Genomic DNA, 12,384 nt, shown 5'->3' with positions numbered 1-12,384 from the left:
GAAACAATTTCGATATCCACATAAAAAACGAGGTAACAGAAAGCTGTTACCTCGTTTTTTCATGCCTTTATTTCTTTTTATTGTCAATATTCTTCCTCATTGAAAAAGAAATCTTCTTTACTGGGATAATCCGGCCAAATGTCTTCCATGCATTCGTAGATTTCACCTTCATCTTCCATTTCCTGCAAATTCTCAATCACTTCTAAAGGTGCGCCGGAACGTTGAGCATAGTCAATCAATTCATCCTTGGTTGCAGGCCAGGGAGCGTCTTCCAGCTTCGATGCTAATTCTAATGTCCAATACATAGTTTCTCGGTATTACAATCACCGGTTAAGGGTGATTTGGGTTTCAAATTTTCCGCAAAAATAAAACATTATTCCTTAGATACAAGTATTATCCCAAATAATTTCCTTTCCGCCCTCCCTTAGGCTCTCTTCACGGGCAAGAACAAAGAAATAATCTGATAATCGGTTGATGAATATCAACACCGGATCTTCTACTTCGGCCGTCTCTCGTAAACGATAGATTTCCCTTTCGGCACGGCGGCAAACCGAACGACAGACATGAGCCAGCGCCGCTGAAGGCGATCCGCCTGGCAGCAGAAACGAACGCATTTTGGGTAGCGTATTGTCTATGCGATCGATCTCTTTTTCGATTCGCACGATACTCTCCGGCGTGATACGGCTCTCTATCCGAATATCCGTTTTTTCGGGATCGGTCGCCAGGTAAGAGCCGATCGTGAACAGCTTGTGCTGTACGAATAATAGGAGCGCACGCGTGGCTTCATCGCTTACGGAGGTGATAAGGAGTCCCACGAACGAATTCAATTCGTCCACGGTGCCATAGCTTTCGATACGCCGATCGGCTTTCGACACCCGGTGGCCACCGACCAACGAGGTCATCCCTTTATCGCCTCCTTTGGTGTATATCTTACTCTTTTCCATGTCAATAATATATTTTATAATTTCGTTTATACCATTGGGGATTCAGAAACACAATCCCAACACTATACAGATCCAGCGTGACCGTCACCTCCGGCAGGTCGCAGATAGCTTTCCAGGCGGCCAGATGTTTCTTGCTTTTGTGGATCGCGTCAATAACGCAAACACCGGTGGGGGCCAGATGCTGTTTACACCTGTTAAACACTTCAAGGGTATCATATTGTTCATCTTTCCCGCTAAAAAAGAGAAAATCGAACGAATCGTAGCTCTGCAAGACCGCTTCCAGCTGTGTCGAGAAGTCGCCTGTTCGCTGGTCGATCGGTGTGCGCGCAGCCTCCTGGTAGACCCATTGGGCAATGGTTGCCAGTGCCGGTTCGGGTTCCAGCGAGACACACGATAGTGCCGGGGCATACGAGGTGAGATAAAGCGTAGAAAGCCCCATGGAAGAGCCCACTTGCAAGATGCGCTCCGACCGGAAATGATGGGTCAGCCGAAACAGTAAGGCACCGGTTTTAGGGGTTATCGCCTCCTTGCGCACCAGTTCGCCAACGGTTGTCTTTCGCGTTTTCCTGGGACGGCGCGGGTTGGGATAGACCAAGATATCGTTGTTTTGCAACAGTCGCTTGCGTAATAATTCAATCTCTTTGAATCGATAATAGGATGCCTTCTCGCCAATAACCTTCGTCAATAGATGGAACACGAATGGCGAATGCACCCCGTGTCCTTTCGTGCGGAAATGTCGCCGGTAGCGCACGATATGCTTCGGTGGCATCGGTTTCCTTATGAGCTGTTTTATCTTCTTCACGATCTCTATATTTCTTGATCGGCAAAGGTAAAAAAAGCAAAGCAAGCAAACTTCTTTTTTTGTTTTATAATGCCTATTTTTGTGGTGTATCATGAACAACCATAAAACAATAGATCTTATGAAATCTCTATTACCTATTTCCTTCGTTATGTTGCTTTGCCTGGCAGCATGTACCACGAAAAAAGCACCGCAGGCAGAAACGTGGGAAACCCTCTTCAATGGCAAAGATTTGAATGAGTGGACAGTGAAAATCAAAGGATATCCGGCCGGAGAGAACTTTGCCAATACCTTCCGTGTGGAGGAAGGGCTGATGAAGGTGCGCTACGATGGCTATGATTCGTTTGATGAGCGCTTCGGACATATCTTTTTTCATAAACCCTATTCGCATTATAAATTACGCGTGGAATATCGCTTTGTAGGCGAACAAGCGCCTAATGCGCCGGGATGGGCCTACCGCAACAGTGGAGCCATGCTTCATTGTCAGGCACCCGAAACCATGCATCTCGACCAGGACTTCCCGGTGTCGATCGAAGCTCAGTTTCTGGGTGGCGACAATACGGGCGAACGCCCGACAGGAAGCGTCTGCACGCCGGGCACGGAGGTGTCTATCGAAGGGGAGCCCTATAAAGGGCATTGTGCCAACTCTTCCTCTAAAACTTATCATGGCGACCAGTGGGTAACGATGGAATTGATCGTCTTGGGCGATAGCATCGCGCATCATGTGATCGAAGGAGATACCATTATGAGCTATTCGCATATCCGTGTGGGCGGTGGCAATGTAAGCCCGAAACCGACTATCCCGGAAGGACCGCTGACAAAAGGGTATATATCACTCCAATCCGAAGGCCATCCGATCGATTTCCGAACGGTGGAGATATTGGATTTGAGCGGGCAGTATTAATTATCATAGCGTATGAACAAAAAGTATATTCTTCTTATTCTCCTATTCCCATGTATGCTTTTGCAGGCACAGCAAAAGGCGGTGACGATAGAAACAAACGTGGGCACGATGAAGGGGATTCTCTATGGCGATGTGCCAAATCATGTGCGTGCCTTTACGGAGCGTGCCAACCGGGGTGATTTCAATGGTACCCTGTTTACCCGTGTGATCAAAGATTTTATGATTCAAGGTGGAGCAGCCGATTCGCGCAATGCTTCGCCCGGTGTGCGGGTGGGAAGCGGCGATCGCAGCGCTGAGATCATGCCGGAAAAGAGCGAAGGGCATTTCTTTAAGAAAGGAGCGATCGCGGCTCCGCGTCAGCCCGACAATATCAATCCGAAGAAGAAATCGGATATGTCGCAGTTCTTTATTGTGCAAGGGAAGGTGTACACGCCCGAAGAGTTGAAATCCATGCAGCAAACAACGAACCGTCCGATCCGCCGGAAGGCGATGGCGGAGTTTTATGATCCGATCAAAGAGGATATGGAGAAATGGAAAACAGACGATAAGGTATTGTATAATCAACATGTGGTGGAGATCAATCATAAGGTGGATTCCGTGATTCGTGCTACGCCCGGTCATCTGTTGTTTACGGAGGAGCAGCAAGAGGCCTATACCACCGTCGGCGGTGCTCACCATCTGGATGGACACTATACTATTTTCGGCGAGATCACCGAAGGCTTGGAACTGATTGATCGCATCGCCAATCAGCCGACCGATCAATACGACCGCCCGAAGACGGATATTCGGATCATACGTGTAACGGTACAATAAAAAACAAAAGATATGCTACGCAGGGATTTTATTATGGTGCAGATTGAGGAGTTGGGTAAGGTGATTGCCCAGTTGATTGCCCAACGTCAGATGGGTGCGACCCGGCGCATTCCCGAGCAAATACAGACGGTCTACGACTCCTTGCCGTTAGACCGCCACATACTCCTGACAGCCTCCCCCGAAGAGGTCCGCCGCCTGCTCGACAGAGAGGATAGCGGCGGAGTCCTTCGTATGGAGATTGCCATCAAAGCCTTGATCGAAGAGAGCTATCTTTACCCCGACAAAAAGCAGGAGATGCTTACCCGCGCCAAAGAATTATTGGAATATCTGCAACAAACAGATGTGACCTTTTCTTTTGAAAGGGTTAATTTGTTGGGTCAGATTGAAGGGTTATTGGATTCCTGAATGGTTATTTTCTCGGCTTGTCCAATGCTTAGTCTTTGCGTGTTGTAGGTCTTGCCCACGATCAGATGAATATCATTGAGGACATCTTTCGGCGTATCTTTGGGGACCTGTAGTATAATTCCCAAATCATCTTCCATCTTTGTGATTTCCTTTTTTTCTAATTCTTTACGGAAATCTCCAAAAGTAGTTTTTTCGTTTACGGTGATGGGTGTCGGTGCGCGACCGAATTCATTGACTACATAGACTATGACCGCCTCAAATTCCTCCCCTTCATTAAACAGATCGTTCTCTTTCAAGGTGAGCCCATAATTTTTCGGGGACTCGTTCTTTACATAGGCTTTTCGACCTTTTTCAGCCAAGAGAGCTTCTGTTTTTTCGAAAGCAACCTGTATATTTTGATAGATTCGCCGGATAAAACTCTCCGTAGAAGCAGCATCGCATTGTAAAGAGATCAAGATCGGTTTGCCGTCGGCATGCTCTTCCAATAAAGTTTTTTTCAATTTACTTTCCAATTGTACGATGTCAATAAATTGATTATTGTACAAGATCTGATCTCGTGCATTTACAAGCAAGAACGACAGGTGAGTCGCCTCTCTGGCATCTTGTCCCTTGAGCACTTCTTTTTCAAACCTAATATACTCCGCCTCAAAGTATTCAGGCGTGTACTTCTTGTTATCCTGCGAAATAATTGTACCTTCGCCAGGGATAAGTTGTTCTAACTGCCGGTTTACTTCCGGACGGGCAAAGGCATACAAGGTACAGATTGCCACCGGTATAAGAAGTAATGACTTCCACCGTGCCCGATGATTGGATTGTTTTTTACACATCATAGTAATTCTTTTTTTGAGTTTACTTTGATTAAAGCTGTTGGCAAGAGTGTAGGAGCTGGAGCCGACAGCTTTTTTCACTAATAATAATTGATATTTTGTTGCATCGATGCCATTTTTGATCACTTCCCGGTCTGCCTGATACTCATGGATATCCTGCAATTCGCGTTTCAATAGCCAAGCGGCCGGGTTGAACCAGTGAAATAAAATAATGATTTGTGCAAACAGCACATCTGAGGAATGACGCTTATGATAATGCGCTAACTCGTGCGTCAGTATCTCTTCCGCATGTTGTTCGTAGTCCTGTTGTGGCAGGACGATATATTTCCACCAGTTGAAAGGCGAAATCGGTTGGTCGATCACGACGATAATATAGTCGTTGACGCGTATTTTCCTGCCCGACCGGATCAGGAGTAACAGGTGGATAAACGAGCGCAGAAAGAGTGTGAAAGCAATCGCTCCTCCTGTTAGATAGATACAGCTAAAGATCAGGCCGTAAGGAATTTGGCGGTTTGTCTCTTTTGCTTCCGAAACCTGTGGGATTTCTGCCGGAAGGATAAGCCGTTCGGTGATGGCTGTTTCTTCCAGGCTGATCACCTTTTCCAGTTCTATAAAGGTTTGCTGAATGAATCCGGGTGAATCGGTTTTCACCTTTACCAAAGGCAGCAACAGGCAGGCAATCAAGCCTCCGATCAGTATCTTCCGGTTGAAAGGAAAGAAGGTTTCGTTGCTCAACAGCAATTTATAGCTGAAGTAAAACAACACCAGCCCTAAGGTCGATTTGACAATATAGATCAGGAACGCCGCCATTACGATTACCGCTCTTTTATCTGTCGGATAATATCCTGCAACTCTTCCACCGACAATTTCTCCTCTTCGATCAAGGTGGAGACCACCGAAGTGTACGAATTGCCGAAATATTTATTGACCAATGTCTTCAGGGAGCGGTTGCGGTATTCCTCCTGTGTCACCAGGGCGTAATACTGGTAGGTGTTCCCATACGCCTTATACCCGATATACCCTTTCTCTTCCAGGATACGCACCATGGTAGACAGCGTATTATAATGTGGCTTGGGCTCCGCTTGCATATCCAGTAACTCACGGATAAACAAAGGCCCCTTCTCCCAGAAATAGCTCAGAATCTCTTCCTCTTTAGCTGTTAATTTCTTCATCTCTATCTCTTCTTTTTTATGTGATGCGACAAATGTAACTAAAAGAGTATATAAAACAACTATCATCTTTAGTTGGTCTACTATATTTATTAATAATTAACAAAATCGTGTAAAAGAGTCGTTGTTGGCTTTTGTTTGGTGTAAGTTTTATAACTCAAGCTATTTATCTGCTCGATGAAGTAATCGCTAAACTGTAGAAAAGTAAAATATATCAATTGTCAAATTGATAGCAAAACCCCCATTTTGCTTTACAATATGATACGTTAAAAAGTGTTACTCCTGCGGGTAATTTAAAATACCCCTACGTTTACGGAAAAAAAGTCGGGCGATTTTGACAATTTGTAAATTCGTCTGAACCTTGAAACACCGTTCGCTTCCGAAGGGAGCAATACGCTGATTTTTGGATTTTTCGGATGTGATTGGTTTGATTTAATATGATTATTCTGATGGATGCTTTTCTTCAAATCGGAGAAGAGGGGAAGGTGGCTTTTGGCACAGATTGCACAGATTACACAGTTTTAAATATTCAATCGGAGAAGACGATAAAGGCAAGCAATCGTAGATTGCTCCGCTCTGTAGCCAGTTGCCTCAGGCTGCTGGTCTTCAAATGGGAGAAGAGGGGAAGATTCTCTTTATATGACTGAAAGTCACAGCGGGCCTGGAAGGCCGAGTCCCGGAGGGACGATGACTTAGCCCATGGGTAAGCAGACTGAAAGTCTGCGCCACCCTGGGTATCATGATAATACAATCAGTCGAGTTCTGAAGGAACGATAGATGGTATGATAGGATATATGGTGATAGCGCCTGTGAATAGTGGATTTCTTCTTTCGTTCCTTCAGAACTCATTTTTATATATCCATGGAATCCCAGGGTGGCGCAGACCTTCGGCCTGCTTACCCTGGGCTAAGTCTTCGTCCCGCTGGGACTCGGCCCTTCAGGCCCGCTGTGGCCTTCAGCCATGAATATATCTCCTCGTTCCTTCAACTTAAATTTCCAAAATCTAAAGATCCTACCCATCTTCATTATTACACTACATGAAATTAATACGCATTTACCGGATGAGCCTGTTGTGTGTTCAATGTGTTTGTTGCATAAAGTGCTGATAATGAAGAATGGGTATTATTGTACACTTTTGTGTAAATACGTGCATGTGAGTGAAATGTGAATAGTAAAGAAAGAGTTTTATATATAGCTTTACGGGAAAGTATATACGTATGGGTAATGTAAAAGTTTCCAGAGAGATCTATTAATAATGTAACGAATGTAAATTGCAATAATTAAACAATATGAAAAAGATTATTTGTATAACAAAAATAACAGTTCTTATCCTATTAGGTACAATAGGATGGTTGGGTCATAGTGCCTATAGCCAGGAGAATAATTTGCGGACAAAATTCTCTGTTCCTACCGAACAATTTGAAGGAGAATGGGTGGCTACAGTTGGTGAATATAGCTATGAATTGACAATCGTAAAAAAGATGGTTTATATGGAACTGTTCAAAGTCGATGTAGAGTCGTTGATGGGTTCGATGATCTGGAAAAAGAATGGACATGTGATTCGTTCGACAGAAATAGATGGTGTGAAAGCTCTTTTGGTAGATAAAGGATTACCTAGCGTTAAAGAAGCTCGTTTTTCTTTCAAAGATAGTGAAAAGGAGATAGCTGGCAATGTGGATTTTATAATAGATGCGGATAATGCTAATTTGGCTCGTTGGACTCTCATAATAGACAGGCAAGTAAATATGATCCTGGGATGGAAAACGGTGGAGTTTGATATCCCTAAGGAATTAACCTTCGAGAAGGTACAATAATTTTTCAAAAGATAGGGAGTGTATCGAAAGGTATGCTCCCTTTTTTACCTACCTCGTTTTTCTGTACGAGGCTGTGAACAACAAGTCTTCCTATTTTAAATATCTTTACGATTTCTGACGCTTTCTGTACTTGACTTTCAATTGGAAGGTATGAAAAAAGAGGTATCTTTGAGGCGGGTATTCCGGGTTTTTTTTCTTTTGCCGGAAACTTACTGTCTAATATTTTAATTGAAAAACATGTTATGAAGAGAAGAAAGCTAAGAATGGGTATGGTCGGCGGTGGTAAGAATGGCTTTATCGGAGCTATTCACGTCCGGGCGGCACTAATGGAGAATCATGTAGATTTAGTATGCGGATGTTTTAGTACCAATCCGGAGGTGAATAAAAGTTCCGGACTCGCTTACTTCCTGCCGGAAGAAAGGATTTACAATACGTATCAGGAGATGTTCGACAAGGAGATGGCTTTGCCTGCCGACGAACGGATGGATTTTGTCGTGATCGTAACACCTAATCACCTTCATTTCGAACCCGCCATGATGGCCTTGGAAAGAGGATTCCATGTGGTGCTCGATAAACCGATGACCTTCTCGCTGGAAGAGGCGAAGTTGTTGAAGGACAAGGTGGAAGAGACCGGTCTGGTGTTTGCTCTGACTCATGTCTATACCGGTTATCCGGCCGTGAAAGAGATGAAGGCGCGTATTGCCAAGGGTGAACTGGGTAAGCTGCGCCGCATCTATGTGGAGTATCCACAGGGCTGGTTGTCGGAGCGGATCGAATTGCAGGGTGGTAATAATGCCGGTTGGCGTACCGACCCGAAACTATCGGGAAAGGCCGGCTGTATTGGCGATATCGGCACCCATGCCTGGCATCTGACGGAATATGTCACCGGACAACAGGTGACGGAGCTTTGTGCTGAGCTGAATACCTTCGTGCCCGGACGTCCGATCGATGACGACGGAGCCGCTTTCCTGCGCCTGGATGGCGGAGCAAAAGCGACCTTGACCGCTTCTCAGATTGCGATCGGTGAAGCCAATAATATCCGCATCCGCGTCTATGGAGAAAAAGGCGGAGTGGACTGGCATCAGATGGATCCGAACCGCCTGATCGTGAAATGGGGCAACAAGCCGGAAGAGGTGATCCATGTGGGCAATAATACCTACTTAGGTCCTGAAGCCCTATGGGATACCCGTACTCCTGCCGGACATCCGGAAGGCTTTATTGAAGCCTTTGCCAATATATACCGTAACTTTACACTGACCGTGATGGCCAAGCTGATGGGCGAAGAGCCTACCCGGGATATGCTCGACTTCCCGAATGTGAACGATGGCCTGCGAGGCATGCAGTTCATCGAGACCATGGTGACAGCCGGCTGGAACGATGAGGTGAAATGGCAGAAATGGATAGAATAAACCGAGTTGTTTGATCGCTATTTATAGCCCCAAGGGAAATACCTTGGGGCATTATTAACTCTATAATCAATAATTTATTTATGAATTTAAAACGCTTATTGCTTTGTGGTTGCTCCCTGTTGGCGGTGACCACTTTTGCGCAAAAGAATGAATGGCTTGACCCGACAGTCAATCAGGTCAACCGTGCGCCGATGCACACGAATTATTTCGCCTATGAATCGGCGGAGGCTGCCCGGAAGGGCTGTAAGGAGTCGTCGGAGAATTTTATGACACTTAATGGTGTCTGGAAATTCAACTGGGTGAAAGATGCCGATCTGCGTCCGACAGATTTCTTCAAAGCCGGTTTCGACGACAAAGGATGGGGCACGATGCCTGTACCGGGTAACTGGGAGCTCAATGGTTATGGTGAACCTATCTATGTGAACAACCAATATCCCTGGCGTAATCAGTTCAAAACCAATCCGCCCAATATCCCTGTTGAAAACAATCATGTAGGTTCTTACCGCAAAGAGATTGTCGTTCCGGCGAGCTGGAGCGGGAAAGAGATATTCGCGCATTTCGGTTCGGTTACTTCCAATATCTATTTATGGGTAAATGGTCAGTATGTAGGTTATAGCGAAGACAGCAAATTGGAGGCTGAATTCAATTTGACCAAATACCTGAAACCGGGTAAGAACCTGATCGCTTTCCAGGTGTTCCGTTGGTGTGACGGCTCCTATCTGGAAGATCAGGACTTTTTCCGTCTGAGTGGTGTGGGACGCGATTGCTATCTCTATGCCCGCAGTCCGAAACATATTCAGGATATTCGCCTGACGCCCGATCTGGACGCGGCCTATCAAGATGCGACCTTGCATTATGAACTCAACCTGAAAGGCAGTGCGACCGTAGAACTGAAGCTGACCGATTGTCAGGGCACCGAAGTGGCTTCGGCTACAGTGAAAGGCAGTGGCAAGCAGACCGGAAGCATGGCAGTCGCCAATCCGAAGAAATGGACAGCAGAAACACCGTACCTTTACACCTTGACTGCCACCCTGAAAGAGGGCAACAAGGTATTGGAGGTGATTCCGCAACGTGTTGGGTTCCGTAAGATCGAACAGAAAGGTGGACAGATTCTGGTGAACGGACAGCCGGTTCTCTTTAAGGGTGCCAACCGTCACGAGATGGATCCTGATCTGGGGTATGTGATTTCCCGTGAACGGATGCTGGAAGATATCCGCTTGATGAAAGAGTTTAATATCAACGCAGTGCGTACTTGTCACTATCCGGACAACAACCTCTGGTATGACCTCTGTGATGAATATGGTTTGTATGTCGTGGCAGAAGCCAATATCGAATCACACGGTATGGGGTATGGCGAAGAAACGTTGGCGAAGAACGCTTCGTTTGCTAAGGCGCATATGGAACGCAACCAGCGTAATGTGCAGCGTAGCTTCAATCATCCTTCTGTGATCTTTTGGTCGCTGGGTAACGAAGCCGGTTTCGGACCGAACTTCGAAAAATGCTACACTTGGGTTAAAGCGGAAGATCCTTCCCGTCCTTGTCAGTATGAACAGGCGCATGGCAATGAGTTTACCGACGTCTACTGTCCGATGTATCTGGGCTATGAGCGGAGTGAGAAATATGTAAGCGGAAATCCGACCAAACCGCTTATCCAGTGTGAATATGCTCATGCGATGGGTAACTCACAGGGTGGTTTCAAAGAATACTGGGACCTGACCCGTAAATATCCGCATTACCAAGGTGGTTTCATCTGGGACTTTGTCGATCAGTCATTACGTATCACACGCCCCGACGGGGTGACCTATTATGGCTATGGTGGCGACTGGAACCGCTATGATGGCTCCGACAATAACTTCTGCGACAACGGGTTGATCAGCCCTGACCGGGTGCCCAATCCGCATATGTATGAAGTAGGGCATATCTATCAGTCGATCTGGGCTACTCCGGTGGATATGAAAACCGGCATGGTAAGTGTTTACAATGAAAACTTCTTCCGCGACCTGAGTGGTTATTATGCCGAGTGGCAATTGTTGGCCAATGGCGAAGTGGTGCAGTCGGGTGTGATCAACGACCTGAAGGTGGCACCGCAGCAGAAGGCAAACCTGAAGCTCGACTATACGACGGAAGGCATCTGTGGATGTAAAGAATTGTATTTGAATATCGCCTTCAAGTTGAAGAAAGCGGAAACAATGCTGCCGGCCGGTTATGTGGTGGCTAAGAACCAGTTGTTGGTGCGTGAAGGCAAACCGGCGGATATGGAATTGAAGAACGTGGAACAGATGCATGTGGCAACCGTTCCGGCTACGCTTGTGGAAAATGATCGTCAGTTCCTGATCGTGAAGGGTGAAACATTCCGTATGGACTTCGGACGTCGGGACGGTTTCTTGTCGCGCTACGAAGCAAACGGACAAACGATGTTGAACGAAGGAGGTAAACTGACACCGAACTTCTGGCGTGCTCCGACCGATAACGATATGGGTGCTAACCTCCAACGCAGATACCGTGCCTGGTTGAATCCGGGATTGAAGCTGAAATCGTTGAAGGGCGAAACAGTCGATGGCCTGGTAGTGATCAAGGCGGAATATGATATGGAAGCGGTCAAAGCCAAATTGTATCTGACCTATGCCATCAATAACGAAGGCGCTATCAAGGTGACCCAACAGATGGTGGCCGATAAGTCGGAAAAAGTGGCTGATCTGTTCCGTTTCGGTATGCAAATGCAGATGCCCAAAAATATGGCGCATATCAAATTCTATGGTCGTGGACCGATAGAAAACTATTCCGACCGTAACAATGTGACCGATTTAGGTATTTACCGTCAATCGGTGGAAGAGCAGTTCTATTCTTATATCCGTCCGCAAGAGACGGGTGCGAAAACGGATGTTCGCTGGTGGAATCAAACCAATCGCGGAGGAAACGGCTTGCAGTTTGTGGGCGAAGCGCCTTTTACGGCTACTGCCCTGCATTACTCTATCGAGTCGCTCGACGACGGAATGGATAAAGGACAGAGTCATTCGGAATTGGTTCCGCAGGTGGATTATACCAATTTCTGTATCGACAAAGTACAGATGGGCTTGGGTTGTGTGAACAGCTGGGGCGCTATGCCGTTGGATCCATACCGTATCCCTTACCAGGATATGGAATTCACCTTCATCATTCAGCCGGTGAAATCGGCTTTGTAAGAAGCACGTTATAATATAAATAAGAAAAGAGGTTCTCCGATTGCGGGCGACCTCTTTTTGTGTCTGCGGGGCTCTCTATTGTCTATTTCGCAAAATTTGTTTTTCTTTGCTGAAAATT

General features: G+C 46.2%; 11 protein-coding genes. 6 read left to right on the top strand and 5 right to left on the bottom strand.

Features of this window, described 5'->3' with window-relative positions; all coding sequences use genetic code 11:
* Positions 1–83: 83 nt before the first annotated feature.
* The 3 genes from M2134_RS00835 to M2134_RS00825 form a co-directional block, all read right to left on the bottom strand.
* Positions 84–305, bottom strand: a complete 222-nt coding sequence (locus tag M2134_RS00835; protein WP_005633363.1) for a DUF2795 domain-containing protein — start codon at positions 303–305, stop codon at positions 84–86.
* A 75-nt stretch (positions 306–380) separates the two neighbouring features.
* On the bottom strand, positions 381–944 hold the full coding sequence (locus M2134_RS00830; RefSeq protein WP_280749505.1) for a cob(I)yrinic acid a,c-diamide adenosyltransferase: 564 nt from the start codon (positions 942–944) through the stop codon (positions 381–383).
* Position 945: 1 nt separating this feature from the next.
* Positions 946–1,746 (bottom strand): class I SAM-dependent methyltransferase, encoded by an 801-nt coding sequence (locus M2134_RS00825; RefSeq protein WP_280758109.1) that lies wholly within the window; start codon positions 1,744–1,746, stop codon positions 946–948.
* Between the two features lie 118 nt (positions 1,747–1,864).
* Between M2134_RS00825 and M2134_RS00820 the strand changes: the two genes are divergently transcribed.
* Genes M2134_RS00820 through M2134_RS00810 form a run of 3 tightly spaced genes read left to right on the top strand, consistent with a single transcriptional unit; the run spans position 1,865 to position 3,865 of the window.
* Positions 1,865–2,647 carry a DUF1080 domain-containing protein gene (locus tag M2134_RS00820; protein WP_280758108.1) on the top strand — a complete coding sequence of 261 codons (783 nt, stop codon included), beginning with the start codon at positions 1,865–1,867 and terminating at the stop codon, positions 2,645–2,647.
* A 12-nt stretch (positions 2,648–2,659) separates the two neighbouring features.
* The gene (locus tag M2134_RS00815) at positions 2,660–3,460 is read left to right on the top strand and encodes a peptidylprolyl isomerase (protein ID WP_280758107.1); all 801 of its coding nucleotides are present in this window, start codon (positions 2,660–2,662) and stop codon (positions 3,458–3,460) included.
* Between the two features lie 12 nt (positions 3,461–3,472).
* Positions 3,473–3,865 (top strand): hypothetical protein, encoded by a 393-nt coding sequence (locus M2134_RS00810; protein ID WP_280749501.1) that lies wholly within the window; start codon positions 3,473–3,475, stop codon positions 3,863–3,865.
* Here the strand turns inward: M2134_RS00810 and M2134_RS00805 are convergent.
* The gene (locus M2134_RS00805) at positions 3,838–5,502 is read right to left on the bottom strand and encodes a M56 family metallopeptidase (RefSeq protein WP_280758106.1); all 1,665 of its coding nucleotides are present in this window, start codon (positions 5,500–5,502) and stop codon (positions 3,838–3,840) included. The genes M2134_RS00810 and M2134_RS00805 overlap by 28 nt on opposite strands.
* A gap of 5 nt (positions 5,503–5,507) precedes the next feature.
* Positions 5,508–5,864 carry a BlaI/MecI/CopY family transcriptional regulator gene (locus M2134_RS00800; RefSeq protein ID WP_280749499.1) on the bottom strand — a complete coding sequence of 119 codons (357 nt, stop codon included), beginning with the start codon at positions 5,862–5,864 and terminating at the stop codon, positions 5,508–5,510.
* Positions 5,865–7,150: 1,286 nt separating this feature from the next.
* On the opposite strand from M2134_RS00800, the gene M2134_RS00795 reads away from it, so the two are divergent.
* The 3 genes from M2134_RS00795 (at position 7,151) to M2134_RS00785 (ending at position 12,266) form a co-directional block, all read left to right on the top strand.
* Positions 7,151–7,675, top strand: a complete 525-nt coding sequence (locus tag M2134_RS00795; RefSeq protein WP_280758105.1) for a hypothetical protein — start codon at positions 7,151–7,153, stop codon at positions 7,673–7,675.
* Positions 7,676–7,917: 242 nt separating this feature from the next.
* Positions 7,918–9,084: a Gfo/Idh/MocA family oxidoreductase gene (locus M2134_RS00790; protein WP_280758104.1), complete on the top strand. Its 1,167-nt coding sequence runs from the start codon at positions 7,918–7,920 to the stop codon at positions 9,082–9,084.
* A gap of 80 nt (positions 9,085–9,164) precedes the next feature.
* Positions 9,165–12,266, top strand: a complete 3,102-nt coding sequence (locus M2134_RS00785) for a glycoside hydrolase family 2 TIM barrel-domain containing protein (RefSeq protein ID WP_280758103.1) — start codon at positions 9,165–9,167, stop codon at positions 12,264–12,266.
* Positions 12,267–12,384 lie beyond the last annotated feature (118 nt).

The organism is Parabacteroides sp. PM6-13 (assembly GCF_029892605.1).
GTDB lineage: Bacteria > Bacteroidota > Bacteroidia > Bacteroidales > Tannerellaceae > QVMG01.
This window is presented reverse-complemented; position numbering and strand designations above follow the sequence as displayed.

What these genes read in the sequence shown, in the direction of transcription:
- M2134_RS00800 (WP_280749499.1), bottom strand. Translation starts at nt 5,864, where the DNA reads ATGAAGAAATTAACAGCTAAAGAGGAAGAGATTCTGAGCTATTTCTGG.
- M2134_RS00835 (WP_005633363.1), bottom strand. Translation starts at nt 305, where the DNA reads ATGTATTGGACATTAGAATTAGCATCGAAGCTGGAAGACGCTCCCTGG.
- M2134_RS00785 (WP_280758103.1), top strand. Translation starts at nt 9,165, where the DNA reads ATGAATTTAAAACGCTTATTGCTTTGTGGTTGCTCCCTGTTGGCGGTG.
- M2134_RS00815 (WP_280758107.1), top strand. Translation starts at nt 2,660, where the DNA reads ATGAACAAAAAGTATATTCTTCTTATTCTCCTATTCCCATGTATGCTT.
- M2134_RS00790 (WP_280758104.1), top strand. Translation starts at nt 7,918, where the DNA reads ATGAAGAGAAGAAAGCTAAGAATGGGTATGGTCGGCGGTGGTAAGAAT.
- M2134_RS00810 (WP_280749501.1), top strand. Translation starts at nt 3,473, where the DNA reads ATGCTACGCAGGGATTTTATTATGGTGCAGATTGAGGAGTTGGGTAAG.
- M2134_RS00820 (WP_280758108.1), top strand. Translation starts at nt 1,865, where the DNA reads ATGAAATCTCTATTACCTATTTCCTTCGTTATGTTGCTTTGCCTGGCA.
- M2134_RS00830 (WP_280749505.1), bottom strand. Translation starts at nt 944, where the DNA reads ATGGAAAAGAGTAAGATATACACCAAAGGAGGCGATAAAGGGATGACC.
- M2134_RS00805 (WP_280758106.1), bottom strand. Translation starts at nt 5,502, where the DNA reads ATGGCGGCGTTCCTGATCTATATTGTCAAATCGACCTTAGGGCTGGTG.
- M2134_RS00795 (WP_280758105.1), top strand. Translation starts at nt 7,151, where the DNA reads ATGAAAAAGATTATTTGTATAACAAAAATAACAGTTCTTATCCTATTA.